This window comes from Priestia sp. RMT2NF4 (assembly GCF_047872835.1).
Taxonomy (GTDB): Bacteria; Bacillota; Bacilli; order Bacillales; family Bacillaceae_H; genus Priestia; species Priestia zanthoxyli.
Genome location: NZ_JBLQZO010000001.1, coordinates 1,105,842 through 1,122,281 on the forward strand (window position 1 = coordinate 1,105,842; position 16,440 = coordinate 1,122,281).

At 38.5% G+C, this 16,440-nt stretch carries 15 protein-coding genes; 2 read left to right on the plus strand and 13 right to left on the minus strand.

Going from position 1 to position 16,440, the window contains the following annotated elements; translation table 11 throughout:
* Nucleotides 1-6 precede the first annotated feature (6 nt).
* The 10 genes from ACMX9J_RS05645 to ACMX9J_RS05690 all read right to left on the minus strand — a co-directional run bounded on the left by ACMX9J_RS05645 (nt 7) and on the right by ACMX9J_RS05690 (nt 11,686).
* The gene (locus ACMX9J_RS05645; protein WP_033579415.1) at nt 7-1,293 is read right to left on the minus strand and encodes a branched-chain amino acid ABC transporter permease; all 1,287 of its coding nucleotides are present in this window, start codon (nt 1,291-1,293) and stop codon (nt 7-9) included.
* A 9-nt stretch (nt 1,294-1,302) separates the two neighbouring features.
* A complete protein-coding gene (locus ACMX9J_RS05650) occupies nt 1,303-2,289 on the minus strand; it encodes a branched-chain amino acid ABC transporter permease (RefSeq protein ID WP_033579574.1) in 987 nt (328 codons plus the stop codon).
* An 81-nt stretch (nt 2,290-2,370) separates the two neighbouring features.
* Nucleotides 2,371-3,546, minus strand: a complete 1,176-nt coding sequence (locus ACMX9J_RS05655) for a branched-chain amino acid ABC transporter substrate-binding protein (RefSeq protein ID WP_416225527.1) — start codon at nt 3,544-3,546, stop codon at nt 2,371-2,373.
* A gap of 488 nt (nt 3,547-4,034) precedes the next feature.
* Entirely contained in the window at nt 4,035-4,172 is a 138-nt protein-coding gene (locus ACMX9J_RS05660; protein WP_168760963.1) for a hypothetical protein, read from the minus strand.
* 166 nt (nt 4,173-4,338) lie between these two features.
* Nucleotides 4,339-4,701 carry a P-II family nitrogen regulator gene (locus ACMX9J_RS05665; protein WP_013057611.1) on the minus strand — a complete coding sequence of 121 codons (363 nt, stop codon included), beginning with the start codon at nt 4,699-4,701 and terminating at the stop codon, nt 4,339-4,341.
* 14 nt (nt 4,702-4,715) lie between these two features.
* Nucleotides 4,716-5,942, minus strand: a complete 1,227-nt coding sequence (locus ACMX9J_RS05670) for an ammonium transporter (protein ID WP_028412855.1) — start codon at nt 5,940-5,942, stop codon at nt 4,716-4,718.
* 264 nt (nt 5,943-6,206) lie between these two features.
* Entirely contained in the window at nt 6,207-7,745 is a 1,539-nt protein-coding gene (locus tag ACMX9J_RS05675; protein ID WP_176343858.1) for an AbgT family transporter, read from the minus strand.
* A 230-nt stretch (nt 7,746-7,975) separates the two neighbouring features.
* A complete protein-coding gene (locus ACMX9J_RS05680; RefSeq protein WP_033579418.1) occupies nt 7,976-8,938 on the minus strand; it encodes a class F sortase in 963 nt (320 codons plus the stop codon).
* A gap of 106 nt (nt 8,939-9,044) precedes the next feature.
* Complete coding sequence (locus ACMX9J_RS05685) at nt 9,045-10,388, minus strand: hypothetical protein (RefSeq protein ID WP_033579419.1); 1,344 nt, start codon at nt 10,386-10,388, stop codon at nt 9,045-9,047.
* Between the two features lie 434 nt (nt 10,389-10,822).
* Nucleotides 10,823-11,686, minus strand: coding sequence for an alpha/beta fold hydrolase (locus tag ACMX9J_RS05690; RefSeq protein WP_047750595.1), 864 nt, complete (start codon nt 11,684-11,686; stop codon nt 10,823-10,825).
* A gap of 149 nt (nt 11,687-11,835) precedes the next feature.
* Between ACMX9J_RS05690 and ACMX9J_RS05695 the strand changes: the two genes are divergently transcribed.
* Entirely contained in the window at nt 11,836-11,988 is a 153-nt protein-coding gene (locus tag ACMX9J_RS05695) for a YflJ family protein (RefSeq protein WP_080963378.1), read from the plus strand.
* Between the two features lie 155 nt (nt 11,989-12,143).
* Here ACMX9J_RS05695 and ACMX9J_RS05700 read toward each other — a convergent pair whose 3' ends face one another.
* From ACMX9J_RS05700 to ACMX9J_RS05710, 3 genes are all read right to left on the minus strand, one after another.
* Nucleotides 12,144-13,076 carry an alpha/beta hydrolase gene (locus ACMX9J_RS05700; protein WP_047750594.1) on the minus strand — a complete coding sequence of 311 codons (933 nt, stop codon included), beginning with the start codon at nt 13,074-13,076 and terminating at the stop codon, nt 12,144-12,146.
* A 15-nt stretch (nt 13,077-13,091) separates the two neighbouring features.
* Nucleotides 13,092-13,646, minus strand: coding sequence for a GrpB family protein (locus ACMX9J_RS05705; protein WP_033579422.1), 555 nt, complete (start codon nt 13,644-13,646; stop codon nt 13,092-13,094).
* 90 nt (nt 13,647-13,736) lie between these two features.
* Nucleotides 13,737-14,882: an acyl-CoA dehydrogenase family protein gene (locus ACMX9J_RS05710; protein WP_033579423.1), complete on the minus strand. Its 1,146-nt coding sequence runs from the start codon at nt 14,880-14,882 to the stop codon at nt 13,737-13,739.
* A 198-nt stretch (nt 14,883-15,080) separates the two neighbouring features.
* Between ACMX9J_RS05710 and ACMX9J_RS05715 the strand changes: the two genes are divergently transcribed.
* Complete coding sequence (locus ACMX9J_RS05715; protein ID WP_416225528.1) at nt 15,081-16,286, plus strand: TcaA 3rd/4th domain-containing protein; 1,206 nt, start codon at nt 15,081-15,083, stop codon at nt 16,284-16,286.
* Nucleotides 16,287-16,440 lie beyond the last annotated feature (154 nt).

Sequence of the window (16,440 nt, forward strand, 5' to 3'; positions counted from 1 at the left end):
TCACCTCTATAGATTGACGTTTTTCTTAGCCGTTGAAATCACAGGCTGTATTTCTTCTTCAGCTTCTTCTTTCAACTCTTTCAAATCGAACGTAGGCTGTTTAGCAGGAAGCAATCCCTGAGACCTGTATAGAGCAAATAAAATAAGAAGTCCGCCAAAGATAAATCGCTGCATTTTAGCTGGCGAAAGTGCATCCGGTATAGAGATAACTCCGTTTAAGCTCAGCTGATTAAACCAATCCGTGAGCTCCGTTAATACTTGAAGATTAAGAATGGTTACAACCGCTGCTCCAAGTATGACGCCCGGAACGCTCCCCATTCCTCCTAAAATAACCATCACTAAAATCGTAATAGATTCTAACAGCGTAAAGCTGGTTGGATCGACAAACGTTTGCTTCGCGGCAAAAACAACTCCCATCATGCCTGAAAATGATGCACCAATAGCAAACGCAAGCAGCTTTGTTCTAACAAGGTGAATTCCCATCGCTTGAGCGGCAATTTCATTTTCACGAACCGCTTTCCACGATCGTCCTACTTTAGAATATTCAAACCGCCGTACAATAAAAATAACCGCAGCTAAGATGACTAATACTACATAATAGAACTGACTTGGATATACTAAATTAATCCCAAAAATAGAAGGCGGCGTCACGGAGGACAGCCCCATTGCCCCGTTTGTAATATTGATCGGTTTATCCAAATTGTTAAACACAATTCGAATAATTTCCCCGAATCCAAGCGTAACGATAGCTAGATAGTCTCCTTTTACGCGCAGCACAGGTATACCAAGCAAAACTCCAAATAAAGCGGCTATTAGGCACCCTGCAATGATAAAAAACCAAAAGCTTTCTCCTGATAATGGGTACGTACCAAAAGGCATAAAATTAGCAGCTTGATTAGTCGCGAAAATTCCATACGTGTAAGCCCCAACTGCAAAGAAAGCAACAAATCCCAAATCCAATAATCCGGCCAATCCGACTACAATGTTCAACCCAAGTGCCATAGCAACATAAATGCCTACTAGCGTAGATACTTCCATATATGATTCATAAGCAGGGCCTTGGCTAGCTGAAAAAGGAAGCAGCACAATTAAAATGACCCCTGCTATTAGCCATTTTAATTTAGTAGAAAGAGACATAAAGTACAGAAGTAATAATGAAAATAAAAGAAGTAAAAATGCGACGACGGACTTTTGGGCAAGCATTAAACTACCGCTTGTTGCAATTACATATATAAAAAATAAAATGATTTGCGCCTTTTTGTTTCCTTCAAGCCTACTCATTAATTTTTTCATCGTCATCACCTACACTTTTTCTGTAACGGCTTTTCCAAATAAGCCTTCTGGTTTAAAAATTAACACCAAAATCAAAATAGCAAATGCAAATACATCTTTATACTCTGCTCCTAAAACATTGCCGGTAATTGTTGATAAATTCGCAGCTGCAAACATTTCAAGAATGCCAAGCATTAGCCCTCCAAACATTGCGCCTCGTATATTGCCTATTCCTCCTAAAACTGCTGCTGTAAAAGCCTTTAATCCTAATATGAAACCAATGTAAGGGTCAATTGTTCCGTAATGAAGCGCAAATAACACGCCGGTTGCTCCCCCTAAAGCCGAACCAATAAAAAAAGTAAGAGAAATAACTTTGTTTACATTAATGGACATGAGTGAAGCCGTATCGGGATCTTGAGCTACGGCTCTCATTGCCATTCCCCATTTGGTTCGATTGACGAAAATTTCGAGTCCGATCATTAAGCAAAGAGCAACAATTAACACTACGATAAACGTTACTTTAAATGTAGCATCATCAAATGATGATGAAAGAGAAGAAGCGTTAACCGATACTTTTCCTGAAAATAAAGCAGGGGTATTAACAATATAATTACCATTCTTAAGTTCCGTAATGAAGCGCACAAAATCCTGTAATAGAAACGACATTCCGATAGCTGTAATAAGTGTAATCAGTTTAGAAGACTTGCGCAGGGGGCGATAAGCCACTCTTTCAATTCCCATACCAAGAAACCCAGTCGCAACACTCGTAATAAGAAGAACTAAAATTAACGTCACAACAGCTGGAAAAGCTGCAATCCAACCTACGCCTGTTAATCCTATTAAAATAGCGGTTCCGATAAAGGCCCCTGACATAAAAATTTCGCCGTGTGCAAAATTGATGAGTTCTAAAATGCCATATACCATCGTATAACCTAGGGCAATAATTGCATATACAGCTCCTAATGTTAGTCCGTCGATTAACACTTGCGGCAGCGTTTGTATAATATGAGCAAACATATAACCTCGTCCCTTTCGTCCTATAAAATCAATTTTAAGAAAAGAAAGGTACGGAACATCCATACCTTTCTTTTCTAAGGTTTACTGTGAGATTTCCCCTTCTAATTTAGCTGGATATGAAGGAGCGTCAAACTTATAGATAAAGATTTTAGCGTATTTATTGTCTCCTTTCTCATCAAATCCTACCTTCGTAAGTTCTCCTTTGTATTCTTTAATACCTCGTACAGCATCACGCACTGCTTCATGAGAAGGAAGCTTTTTATCATTGTCTTCAATTGCTTTTTGAATACCTTGAAGCATAACCTTCATGGAATCATACCCGTATACAGAATATGACTCTACTTTTTTATTGAATTTCTTCTCATAATCTTTAGCAAATTGTGTTTTGGAAGCATCTCCTGCTACTGACGTAAGGTACGTATCTTTTACAGCATCTCCAGCAATATCAACTAAAGTTGAGGAGTCTAAGCCATCTCCTCCCATAAATTTAGCGGTAATTCCTTTGTCACGAGCTTGCTTAATTAAGAGTCCGCCTTCTGCGTAGAGCCCTCCAAAATAAACGAGATCTGGCTTTTCTTTAGAGACTTGATTTAACACACCGTTAAAATCTTTTTCTCCAACTGTAATTCCTTCAAATCCAACAATTTTTGCCCCTTCTTTTTCAGCCGCTGTTTTAAAAGCGTCTGCAAGCCCTTGTCCGTAGGCTGTTTTATCTTGAATGACAAAAATATTTTTTGCTTTCAACTCTTTAACAGCATATTTCGCTCCTGCAGGCCCTTGGAAGTCATCACGGGCTACAATGCGGTTAACTGTTTTTAACTTTCGGTCTGTTACATCCGTTGCTGTACTTGCAGGAGAAATCATTGGAATTGAGTATTTCTCATACGTTTCAGATGAAGGAATGGTAACTCCTGAATTTAAATGTCCTATTACGCCATAGACAGCTTTGTCTGATCCGATTAACTGAGCGTTTGCTACGCCTTTTTTAGGATCGCCTTGGTCGTCATACGGCACAAGCTGAAGTTTATATCCTAATTTTTTAAACGTGTCTTTTTCTTCATCAAGAGCTAGCTGAGCTCCCAGTTTGATCGCTTCACCTAACGTTGCACTACCTCCTGACAAAGGGCTTTGCGTAGCAATTTTAATAACATTGCTGCCTTTGTCTTCTCCTGATGTACTGTTGCTGCCACAGCCAGCTACCAATCCTACTGATAAGACCGTTGTTGCTAAAATAGATAACATTTTTTTACTTAGCATGTAGTAATCGTTATAAAACGCGTAATAGCGGCTAGTCTTTTATAACGATTTTCCCTCCCTTTGTTCGCGTCTAGAACGCTTTTTATCTTTTTGGCAAATGTCATTTCTGAAAACGGTAAAAAAGCTTGCTGTTTATGTACACTGATTGTCACATCCTTTCATAATAGATTCACTCTCCTATACAGAGAGAAACTAATAAAAGTAAAATTATAGTCATTTTTTACTATTATAAAAGGATAAACAGCACTATTTCACCAAACTTGTCAGTAATAATGACACATATTTTTATAATTTTCTTAATTTTATAAAAATAATTTTAATTATATTCACTTGTTTTTTGCGATATACTCCTTGACCGTATATATAACAAAAAAGCATGTCACCATAAGGAAACATGCCTTGTAACTATTCAACCTAAAAAAAGGTTGAGACATAACGAAATGAATCTAACCGAAAGACGGACAAATGAGATACATGGGCTGGCCGGCTTATGACACCGCAGTTGATTTCCGTGCAGGGCTTCGCTTTCCGCGGGCGGCCGCTGAGCCTCCTCGTCGCTTGTGCTCCTGCTGGGTCTCACCTGTCCCGCTTTTCCCGCAGGAGTCTCCGCCTTGCCCTCCAATCAACTGCTAGAAGGACAGAAACAAATAAAACGATAGGCATCATCACAAAAAACAAAAAAAACGAACCACTCATTAAATATGTTGATGAGTGGTTCGTTTTTCACTTGGGCTAAACTACTTTTGTCCCAGCCTCTTTTTATGACCCTTTGTTTTCCGCTTCTCCCCGAGTTTAACTATTGTTTCGTAATGCCTGTGATCCCTCTTCCCCTGTTCGGATCTTAATCGCATTCTTTAATTCATAGATAAATATTTTCCCATCCCCAGGCTGACCTGTATTTAGTACTTTTCTTGCTTTATCAACAACGTCGGATACGGGAACTTCGCACACAACAATTTCTACTTTAATTCGGGCGTGCATATTGTCTTGTTTTTTGACCCCCCTGTAAAGTTCCGTAATGCCTTTTTGCAATCCGCACCCTAACGCATCTGTAACCGTAATACCGCTCACGCCAATTTTTGCTAGTTCTTGCTTAAGCTCTTCAAACTTTGAAGGGCGCGTAATAATTTCAATTTTTGTTAAAACATCACTCACTGTGCCCACCCCTTTTACATATTCGATTCGTGATACGCTCTTTCACCGTGCAGCGTAATATCAAGCCCGAGCGTTTCTTCTTCTTGTGTTGCGCGTAGAGATACTACCAACCCAACCACTTTAACAATAATGAAGGTAGCGATGCCGACAAATAGATACGTTGCTACGATAGCCACCAGCTGTTTCCATAGTAGACTTGGGTCTCCGTAGAATAAACCATTCGCGCCGGCATCATTTACAGAAGTTGTGGCAAATAAACCCGTTGCGATACCTCCCCATGTTCCCCCAATACCGTGAAGACCAAATGCATCTAACGCATCGTCGTAACCGATTTTCTTTTTAAGTGAGAAGATACCCCAGAAACAAACTGCTCCGCCGATAAAACCAATTACAATAGAAGCAAACGGTGTAACGAATCCACAAGCTGGTGTAATAGCTACAAGTCCAGCAATCGCTCCCGAAACGGCTCCAAGCAGCGTAGGCTTTTTATTAATAATCCACTCTACTACAAGCCAGCCGATAATTCCTGTTGCTGCCGCTGTATTCGTGTTAATGAAAGCCGTCATTGCAACGCTGTTAATAGTTAAGGAACTTCCAACGTTAAATCCAAACCACCCGAACCAAATCAGCATTCCGCCTAAAAGAGTTAGCGGTAAATTGTGAGGTGCTGCAGCATCGGCATTTTTTCGTTTTCCAACAACAAGAGCTAGAATTAATCCTGCTACACCTGATGAAATGTGAACGACGTTTCCGCCAGCAAAGTCAATAGCTCCTAGTTCACGAAGCCATCCGCCAACTCCCCAAACCCAGTGTGCAACGGGTGCATATACAAATAATGACCATAGGATAGCAAATAAGATAAATGCTGAAAACTTCATGCGCTCTGCAAAAGCACCAGAGATAATAGCTACTGTTAACACAGCAAATGTTAGTTGAAACATCATAAACATGTTATGCGGGATCGTTGCGCTGTAGTCCCCGTTTGGAGTGAATCCAACGCCTTTTAATCCCACCCAGTCCAAGTTTCCAATAAAAGCATTGCCACCGGTCGAAAATGCTAGAGAATAGCCAGCTACTATCCAAAGAACAGATATGACAGCTAATGAACCTACGCTATACATCGCGGTACTTAACATGTTTTTACTTCGAACCATGCCTCCGTAAAACAATGCAATAGCTGGTGTCATAATCCAAACCAATAATGCCGAAAAAAACATAAATACTGAATCGCCCATTTGCATGATGATTTCCCCCTTAAGTACGAATAAATAACCCCTAAATTCAATGTTAGATTATATAACATATCTTGTTATGTTTACTATCATATTTGATTTATATGTATTTAGCAACTACTTTTTGCAAATTTATTCAGAAAACTTTTGTTTTTAAAACTCTTTTCTTTTTGTTATTTATTCTTCTATGTACACAGAAGCTGCAATATTATTTGTGTTTGTTAGAATTTCTGACATAAAAAATCCTCTTCTACTCCAAGAAGAGGATTTTTTTTACAAATACATATATACACCTGGTCCTAAAGGAATACCGAATACAGCAAAAACAATCAACATTACAATCCAAATTCCTAAGAAGGCTAAAGTATAAGGAAGCATAAGTGAAATGATGGTTCCAAGTCCTGCTTTCGGCTCGTATTCTTTCATAAAGGCTAAAATGACAATCATGTATGGATTTAAAGGAGTGATTACATTCGTAGACGAATCCGCTATTCGGTAAGCTGCTTGAATAAATCCAGGATTGTATCCTAACAGCATGAATAATGGAATAAAAATAGGTGCTTCTAGTGCCCATTGAGCAGAGCCGCTAAAAATAAGAAGGCTTAGAACCACAGTTAAAAATACAAAACCAACCACAACTGGAAGTCCAGTTAGATTTAGTGCTTTTAATGCATCCGCTCCTTCTACTGCAATCCACGTTCCAATATTAGTCCAATTAAAGTAAGCGATAAATTGAGCGGCGGCAAAAATAAGGACAATATAGCTAGCCATATCTTTCATCGAATCAGTCATATAAGCAGGTATATCTCTAGAACTTTTGATTTTCCCTACTGTTATTCCATAAACAGAGCCAACTACCACAAAAAACAGCAGCGTAATCGGAATGATACCATCTAAAAAAGGAGATGGAACAATTCCGCCGTCTTCATTTCGTAGAGGAGAGTTGGGCCAAAATAAGAAAACAGCTAGTACAACGACATAAATACATGTAGCAACGATACTGTTTTTTAATCCTTTTGCTTCTACCTCACTGATTTCACCAAAATCATTGCGTTTTTTCCCTTTATAATTACCCAGTCTAGGTTCTACAATCTTTTCAGTGACGATCGCTCCTATAATAGTTAAAACGAATACAGAAGCCGCCATGAAGTACCAGTTCGCTGCAGGACTGACGGCAGCGCTTGGGTCGATTGTTTTAGCAGCTTCAGTAGAAATGCCTGATAACAATCCGTCGGTTCCGGATATAATAAGATTCGCTGTAAAGCCTGATCCCACCCCAGCAAATCCTGCTGCTAATCCAGCAAGCGGGTGTCTTCCTACTGTATAAAATATCATTGCGGCAAGCGGAGGCACGATGACAAAAGCAGCATCTGCGGCTAAGTTGGCCATAATCCCTGTAAAAATGATGGCGTATGTAATAAGAGCTTTTGGAGCATTTAAAATCGTTTTCTTTATGGCCACTTCAAGCAGACCTACTTTTTCTGCAAGTCCGACTCCAAGCATCATAGCAAGTACAAGTCCTAGGGGCTTAAATTCAGTGAAATTGGTCAGCATCGATGTTAAGATATACTGAATGCCTTCATGCGACAACAAACTTTTAATTGGAAGAGTCTTATTAGTACCAGGATGGACCACTGTTACTCCCATACTATTAATAGCAACAGACGCTAATACGATAATAAGCGCTAAGCATACAAACAAAATAAAAGGATCAGGTAGTTTGTTTCCGAATGCTTCTACTCTTCCTAATAGTTTGTCTAGTAAGGTTGTTGGATGTGATTTTTGCTCTGTTTGCAAATTAGGTTGTGCCATACTTTCTCTCCCTTTTCTTTTAGATTCTTTTTGTTTTTTTCCTTTTAATTACCAAAAAGACTATTAGTACATAATAATCTGAATATTTATATTATTCAAGTATTATTTTTGAGGAATTTTTATTTATCTATTAAAACTAATAGCATTTAGATAAATAGAAAGCCAGAAGATATCTTTTGAATCGACAATCAAAAATAACAAAAAGCTCTCCGTTTGAAGAGAGCTTTTTGTTATTTCGCTATACTAGATGGGGCAGACTCTTTTCCTGACTCGTTAACAGCTGTTACATAATAACGAGACTGAGATGCGTCGGAGTCGGCAAAGCTTTTTCGCTCAAATTCCGAAACGCTGCCAATATGGACAAATGTTCCGCCTGGGTTCTTTTTATAAATTCGGTAACCGATAATATTGCCTTCTCGTACCGCGTACCACGTAAGCAAATTACCGCTCATCTTTACATGTGTGGGAGGTTGTGGTGCAGTTGCTTCACGCTCCAATTCTTTTGCTTGGTCAGCTTTTAGTTCTGTATATACAACTAACCTCTCTTGATGGGTTCCTTCTGCACGGTCAAACGTGCCTGTACACGTAATTAGATTTAAATTACGTTTGTTGCTGTACCCAAAAATTTCGTTTAAAGGTGCCTTATCTCGCGGATAGCTTTTTGTACGTTTAACAACAAAGGTAAGCGTGGTCCCCTGTGCATCTCTTACGGTAATTTCATCGTCTTTTTTTAAGTTTTTTAGATTGTAAAAGACGGCAGGGCCGGTTTTACTGTCTACGTGTCCTGCTAGTACAGCATTTCCTTTTACGCCAGGTTTAGCTCCTGGTTCAAACCAAGCAACTCCATTTTCTGTAGATGGCGCTGCCATTTCACCGCTGTCTAATAACCCTACTTGTTCAATTGAAGCCTCCACATGAATAGCTGGAATGGACACTTTTGCAGGAATAATTCCTTTGAATTCTTTGTTTAACTGTTTGGCTTCTGTTTTATGCTTTTTTAATACAGCAAATTCCTCTTCAAGCGTTACCCGGCTTTTTAAATCCTTTGATTGTGCTTCTTTTTCTTTTTGCTTAGCTGCATTCTGTTGCTTCATTTCTTTTGCTTCTACCATTTGTTCTTTAAAATATAGTCCGCCGCTAACAAGCAGGACTAAACTTAATATACAGTAGGCGAGAACAATCGCTTTTTTCACATCGTCACCTCGTTTCACAGCTGTTTATAAAAAAGAAGAGAGAACAACCTCTCTTCTTTTTTTAGGACTCTTGACTTGTAATTCATAAGGAAAAGGAGAAAAAATATTATTTGCTTACTGGTTTCTTGCGTAAAATAACTCCAGCTGTTAATACAGCTAACGAACCTAGTGCAATATAGATCGCTGTTAGTGGGTTCATCGTTGATTCAGATGCCCCGCCCATACCTGTTTTCGGCATATCTGTTGGCATAGCTGTCTCAGCAAACTTATCGGGATTTTGTTTTACAATCGCTTCACCTAAAGCTTGGCCGACACCAAACATTAATTTATACCCTTCACGGTACGTATCATAACTTCCAGCGTAGTCGCCGGATGCATATTGCTCAAATGTTTTAATAACCGTATCTTCATGTGCTTTTATAGCTGCCTGTGCGTCTGCAGTTGGAAGGTTTCCATCTGTTGCTGTTCCTAAGAATGTACCAAATTCTTGCGCGAATTTATGGAGCTTGTCTTTAGCAGCTTTTTCTCCTGCTTCATCGCCTTTTACTTGTGCACTTACTAGTTCAGCTTGGGCATTGATGTGATCTCCTTGCCAAATTTTTTCGAATTGTGCAGCCCCTTCATCGCCATATACTGAACCGATTGCAGCTTTAAAATCTGCTGTGTTAGCATTTTCTAACCAGCTAACATAGTCGTAATCTTTTGAACCGTTGAACCCTTTTTCCATTCCCATTGTTGCTAAAGCAAAATGTTCTGCTGCTAAGCTGTTTAATGAAGAACGTAAATCTGCTGCTGGTGTATCTACTTTGGTATTGTCGAATTTATCAGGCATTTGCGTTACGATTGCATTTGATAACGCTTTACTAATGGCAAACATTTGCTGATATCCTTCGCGGTATGTTTTAGCGGCCGCTTCGTAGTCACCTGCTACATAATCTTCAAATGTTTCTTTTACTTGGTCTTCATGTACGCGAAGCGCTTCTTTTGCTGCATCTTCAGGTAGTTTGCCTTCCGTAGCAGTACTTAAGAACTTAGCAAATTCATTTACGAATTGATTTACTTCTTTATCTACTTCAGCCATGGCTTCTTTGTCATTTTCTTTTGTTGCTTTTACAAAATCATCTGTGTAATTGTTATGTTCTCTGAAAATTCTTTCAAATTCAGCTGCTCCTTTATCACCATAGACAGACGCAATAGCAGGCTCCATGTCAACGGCATTTTGGTCCAATGCTTTAAACGCAGCGTCAGCGTCTTTAGAACCGTCATAGGCTGTTGTCATAGCGGCAACGGCAAGCGTAAAGTGTTCAGATAATAAGTAGTCTAAGTTCGCTCGTAAATCTGCAGCTTTTGTTACTGCCGTTGGTTGTGCTTCCTCTGCGTTTGCAATTGTGGGCATCAATAGTGAAGCTCCTAATACAGGGATCATTAACTTTTTGCTTAATTTCATCATTTTCCACTCTCCTCATTTTTAGTTGATGTACGCTACTTTTTTCATTCTTACTACATCTTAAATCATTAAACAGATTGAACATTTTGAATATTCTATATATTTTATCTTCATGTTCTCCCGTATTTAATGACTCTTTTTAGGAAGTATTCTCTTTCTATCTACTAAACGATTGGCGAATGACCTTGGATCACTTTTTTAAAACTTTTTTAAGATGTCATTTTCGTCAAGAATTCCTTCCCTTTCTACTTATCTAACGAACGCTTTGTTCAGCTAGATCACTTTTTTTGAAAAAGTTTTTAACCGCTTTTTTTCAAGAAGTACTTCCTTTTCTACTTACCTAACGATCACCTTATTCTGTTGGATCACTTTTTTAAAAATTATTTTAAATTCAAAAGAAAAAGAAAGGTTTCTAGAGGAAACCTTTCTTTTTCTCTTTACTTATTTAAAAAATTCCACATCACGCTGTTTACTTCTTGAGGCTTTTCATGCTGAGGGGCATGAGATGCTTCAGTTAATCGGTGAACAGATATGTTTGGCACATATTCTTCAATACCATCTAAGTTTTCAGGCATAAAAGTAGGATCTTGATTTCCCCAAATAATTTGTACCGGGATGTTTAACACTTCTTCTTCTAACGGAAACAAAGATTTTCTTCGAAGGTCTTCTTCCGTGAAAATCTTTAAATTGCGGTAATAACTTAGCATGGACAGCACAGAGCCATTTTCCCAAGAGTTCATGTATGCTTGAACATCATCAGCTGTTAGGTATCCTTTTTTTACACCTGGGTCGATCACAAGCTTACGCAAACCTGAGAAGTTGTCTCGTTCCATATAGTCCTGTGCTTCTTGTTTTTGAAACCATTTCATATACTCACTTGCTTTTTGCTGATTTTTATTTGTTCTAAGCTCACGCATAAATGTATAAGGGTGCGGACCGTTAAAAGCAATTAATTTTTGTACATATTCCGGGTAGCGATAAGCGAATGTCCATCCGATTCCTGCTCCCCAGTCGTGTACAACTAGCGTGCAGGAGCTATATCCTAGGCCTTCAATCACTTGGCGAATATCTTCTACTAATACATCAATCTCGTATGATTCTAGTCCGCTTGGCTTTTCAGATAAGTTATATCCTCTTAAGTCCAGAGCAACTGTGTGAAAATCATTAGAAAATTCATCTATCTGGTGTCGCCAAATATGCGAAAAGTCAGGAAACCCATGAAGAAATAGCATAAGCTCTCCTTGTCCCTTGCTTATGTAGTGCAAATTAACGCCATTTACGTTTATATACTGTTTGCTCATTGTTCATTTCCTCCTTTTATGTAGCTGTAGAGCAGTATAACGCTGTAAAAAATGAACGTCAATTCATTTGCTTCGTTCACTTCTTTTTAGTTTCTTTTATGAATATAGTTAATTATTTAGAGTGGATTTTTTTGAAGGAGTGATTAACAATGGCTCATATCTACTCAAAAGGCTGGTTTGTTCAGCAGTTAAAAGCGGCCAATATCTCTAAAATTGATGGAAGAAAGCTAGAAAGTTATAAAACCTACATTCTTCGTAATTTATATACTGAGCTTATAGAACAAGGTAAAATCAACGGCTAAGAGAGGTTGAGACATAACGAAATGAATCCCATCTAAAGATTTACAAAATGAAATCTACGTTTGTTCTAACGAAAAAAACGAACCACTAATCAAAAGTTTTGATCAATGGTTCGTTTTACATTTCGTCTAACATATTTTTGTCCCAGCCTCTTTTTTTACAGCGATTGCTCAATAAAAGATAGTACGCGCTTTACATATTCTTTTTTGTATACATGATAATTTTGAACGTGTTCTGCTTTATCAGTTTTCCAGAAGTGAAAAGCATCCGGGTGCGTTTTAGCCATTTTTTCACTTTCAGTGTAAGGAATTTTTGTATCTCCTGTGCTGTGTATAAATAAAATGGGTCGAGGGTAAATATGCTCGACTGCTTTAATAGGACTAGCTTCAGCAGGATTTACATCTGCAATAACAGGAAGAATAGCAATGGTTAGCGGTGTAAACGGAAAGTTTGGTAAATGAGACCATACAGATAGATTTTCTTTTAAATAAGAGGTTAAATCGCTAAAAGGACTATCCGCTACTACAGCTTTTACGTCGTCATCTTGAGAAGCTGCTAATAAAGAAGTGGCTGCTCCCATTGAAATGCCGTAGAGCACAATTGGCTCTTTTGTTGTTTCTTTCATTTTCTGAATAACGCCTAATAAATCGAGCTGTTCTTTTACACCAATCGTCGTTTGATTTCCTTCTGAGTCTCCTGAATCTCTAAAGTCAAACATGACTACTCGATATCCCGCTTTTACAAATTCTTTACTCAGCGGCAGAAAGCCAGCTCCTTGTGCTTCACGGTTATTTCCGTATCCATGTGACATAATAATGGTCGCTTTTGGCTGTTCCGTTGGTTCAATCATCCATCCTTTTAAATGGGTTATTCCGTCTTTGCTCAAAAATACTTGATTGCTATAGTGCATGCCGTAATCACTAGGATTTTTCACAGCAGGATTTTTATCTAGTTTTGTCAGGCTTATGCCTACATAAAGAGAAATGGCCGTACAAAGTACAAAACAAAGAATAACAAAGGATATCAGGCTGATCCATATTGTTTTTTTCTTTTTACCTGTATTTGTCTGTCGATTTAGAACTGGAGTCAAGCTCGTTCCTCCTTTTTATCTAAGATCATCTTTCCTATTCTTATTGCTGCTTCCCTTTCTCCATTTTAAAGCTAGCCCATCTATTTTATGAATAAAATTCGTTTTATTTTCCACATATTTTTCCGGTTCAAAGCGATAGCGATGCGCTAGTTCTGTTTTCAACGTTTCGTATTCTTTTGCTGCATCAGGGTGAGTACGCAGATAATCTCGAAACCATATATGCCGATTAATTTCTGGGTGGCCTTTTTCATAAATATGAACGTGATGCGTTCTTTCATTTCCGCCTTTTTGGAAGTATCGTCTTCCTTTTATGCCGTTTTCACCTTTCGCTTCGTAACCAAGCTGTTCCATCTTTTGATTATATGTATCTACTTTTTTTATATCTTTTACTTCAATAAGTAAATCAATAATCGGTTTTGCGCTTAAGCCGGGAACAGCAGTGCTTCCGATATGATGAACCTCTAAAACTTGAGCTGACATTATAGTTGTTAAGGTGGCAGCTTCTTTTGAAAATTCCTTTTCCCACGCGATATTATGAGGTGTCAGCTGAATTTCTCTTACGGACTTCATCTTCAATTCCTCCTTTTGTAACGAAAAAACTGCTTACTATAGAATAGCCTATAATAAGCAGTTTTTCATCATTTAACATGTTATTAAGTTTTATCTAGCAAACGCCTGCTTCGCTAAATTAACAACCGTCATATCATCCATTGGAGGGTTGTGGAGCCCAGCACGCACGTCTCTATAATAGCGCTGCAGCGGATTACTGCGCTGCAAGCTACGCGCTCCTACTATGCGCATGGCTTTGTCAACAACCGTACAGGCACTATTGGTCACTACGTGTTTGACAGCTGCTAATTCTCCCGCTAATGCTGCTCGGTCGCTTGTTTCATCCCATTTATTTGCCACGCTGTACATAAAGTGACGCGCCTGCATGAGTTCAAGTTCCATCTCTCCGACTAAACGCTGCACATTTGGCAACTCGCTAATCGTTCCTTCAATACTATTAGGCGAATATTCTGTAGCAAATGCGACAGCATAATCTCTTGCTGCGATGGCTGTACCCATGTAGCAAGCTGGTATATGAAGCAACCAGCCGCTTGGCTCATTCTTTTTAAAGCCACCTAGGCGTTCAACAAGAAAGTCTTGTTCAATATCGACATTTTCTAGCACAAGATCGTGACTTCCTGTCCCGCGCATTGCAATCATATCCCATGTTTCTTCTATTGAAAGTCCGCTTGTTTCACGAGGAATTAAAAATAAGCCGATCTCTTCTTCACCTTCAATGCTTGCTTTTACTAAGAAGTAATTTAACACCGGAGACATCGTGGTGAATGTTTTTCGGCCATTGATTCGCCAGCCTTTTTTTGTTTTTACAGCTAGCGTTTCCGGTTTGCCTCCTCGAGTAGGACTTCCTGTCTTCGGTTCAGTAGCAGCGGTATTAATAAGTGCACCTTTTTCTATTTCTTTAAAAATAAAATCGAGCATTTGCTGACTCCAAGGCTGTTTTTCACGCAAGTCCATTGTAATCCCCATATGCCATCCAATACTAAGAGCCGTAGAAGCGTCCCCTTGAGCAATTAATTCTTGAAATAATAAAAAATCATAAAGGCGTAATTCATCTCCTCCATAGTTGCTTTCTAGAGAAAGACGTGTATAGCCAGCTTCTTTTAACTCTTGAATATTTTCAAACGGAAACGTACCTTCTTCATCTATTTTAAAAGCTCGTTTCTTAAATTTTTCGACTAGAGGTAGCAGTTTTTCGTACGTAGACTTTTGATTTTTATTTACAAATGAAACACTCATTTGCTTCATCTCCTTTTTATATGACAGAGTGTCCCTATCGGATTAATATATAGTTCTTATCATAGCATACCTCATCTTTTCTGTGCATGTTTGGTGTGTTTATCTTTCTCGTTAAATCTATTCTTTTTCCAATTTAATGGTCTGTTTTACCTACACATTCCATACATTTAATGGAATAAAAAGAAGGGAATGGTGTGAATGAATCAATGTCCAAAATGCGGTGCCAGTGCAAGCACAGATCAATTATTTTGCAATAACTGCGGCTTTTCTTTCACCGTGTCGCCAGCTGCAGCTAAGCATAAAAAGAGCTGGTATATTGGCGGGGGTATTGTGCTTATACTTCTTTTAACTTTTGTATTTTATTTCTTTTTCTCTGGTTCAGAAGAAAAAATGGCCGACCGCTTTATTGAGGCATTGGAATCGAAAGATACAGCTGTGTTAAGAGAGTTATTAGACTCTTCGCAGTCTACTATAGTTATTAATGACACATCTATTCAAGCTCTGTTGGATGCAACTTCCGATGGTTCTATTTTACGAGACGTTGAAAATGATTTGAAAAATAAATCGAGTATCTACTTTACAATAAAAGAACAGAAACATTCACCACTCTTCAAAAAACAGTACGTGGTTGTGCCGTCATCATATTATATCTCCCTCACCACGCCAGAGGATGCAACGGTTACAGTCAATGATACAAAACAATCCATATCCAAAAATCAAACGCAAAAAATAGGGCCTTTTATGATTGGAAATTACCCGCTTACAGCTTCTTATGAAAGCTCTTACGGAAAGCTTACAGACCAAACCACTGTAAATTTTCACCGTCAAAAAGAAGAAAATATATCTGTTGTATTTAAAGGGGCTTATGTTACAATCTCATCGAATAGAGATGACGCTATTTTATTCGTAAACGGAAAAAGCACGGGGCTTCAGGTGAATAGCTCATCACAAATAGGGCCTGTTGCCACGGATGGAAGCGTCACTGTTCATGCAGAAGTGCAAAAAGGCGGCACCACGTTCAAAAGCAGTCCTTACACCATTCAAAGTGAAGAAAGTATTATATTAAATATACAAACGCCCCCCGTTGAAAAGGAAAAAACCGTCATAAAAGAACGAGAAGTAATCGTGCCTGGGCCGCGCTCTTATGCTACTTCAAGCTCTTATATTCTTCCGGGTTCGGATTCTTACAAATTAAGTTATGGTGATATTAGCAGTTTGAGCTCGAGTGAACGAAGGCTAGCTCGAAATGAAATCTATGCGCGGCATGGGTATGTATTTAAATCGAAAGATCTTCAAGCCTATTTTTATGAAAAGTCATGGTATACGCCTGATTCATCATTTAGAGACTCCTACTTATCAAGCGTTGAAAAATATAACGTTGATTTTATTAAATCATATGAATAAAGTGAACTCCCCTTTACCCAGGGGAGTTTTTTGATTGAAGCGAGTGCTTACTCCTACGTTTTTTTACATACCATGATCCCTACATACGTTAATAAATTTTTTATAGCCTTCTTCATTCTTTTCACTGTAAAATATAAAGTAGATGTACATAAAC

What these genes read in the sequence shown, in the direction of transcription:
- ACMX9J_RS05695 (WP_080963378.1), top strand. Translation starts at nt 11,836, where the DNA reads ATGGCTCATATCTACTCAAAAGGCTGGTTTGTTCAGCAGTTAAAAGCG.
- ACMX9J_RS05655 (WP_416225527.1), bottom strand. Translation starts at nt 3,546, where the DNA reads ATGCTAAGTAAAAAAATGTTATCTATTTTAGCAACAACGGTCTTATCA.
- ACMX9J_RS05710 (WP_033579423.1), bottom strand. Translation starts at nt 14,882, where the DNA reads ATGAGTGTTTCATTTGTAAATAAAAATCAAAAGTCTACGTACGAAAAA.
- ACMX9J_RS05690 (WP_047750595.1), bottom strand. Translation starts at nt 11,686, where the DNA reads ATGAGCAAACAGTATATAAACGTAAATGGCGTTAATTTGCACTACATA.
- ACMX9J_RS05705 (WP_033579422.1), bottom strand. Translation starts at nt 13,646, where the DNA reads ATGAAGTCCGTAAGAGAAATTCAGCTGACACCTCATAATATCGCGTGG.
- ACMX9J_RS05650 (WP_033579574.1), bottom strand. Translation starts at nt 2,289, where the DNA reads ATGTTTGCTCATATTATACAAACGCTGCCGCAAGTGTTAATCGACGGA.
- ACMX9J_RS05715 (WP_416225528.1), top strand. Translation starts at nt 15,081, where the DNA reads ATGAATCAATGTCCAAAATGCGGTGCCAGTGCAAGCACAGATCAATTA.
- ACMX9J_RS05645 (WP_033579415.1), bottom strand. Translation starts at nt 1,293, where the DNA reads ATGAAAAAATTAATGAGTAGGCTTGAAGGAAACAAAAAGGCGCAAATC.
- ACMX9J_RS05670 (WP_028412855.1), bottom strand. Translation starts at nt 5,942, where the DNA reads ATGCAAATGGGCGATTCAGTATTTATGTTTTTTTCGGCATTATTGGTT.
- ACMX9J_RS05685 (WP_033579419.1), bottom strand. Translation starts at nt 10,388, where the DNA reads ATGATGAAATTAAGCAAAAAGTTAATGATCCCTGTATTAGGAGCTTCA.
- ACMX9J_RS05675 (WP_176343858.1), bottom strand. Translation starts at nt 7,745, where the DNA reads ATGGCACAACCTAATTTGCAAACAGAGCAAAAATCACATCCAACAACC.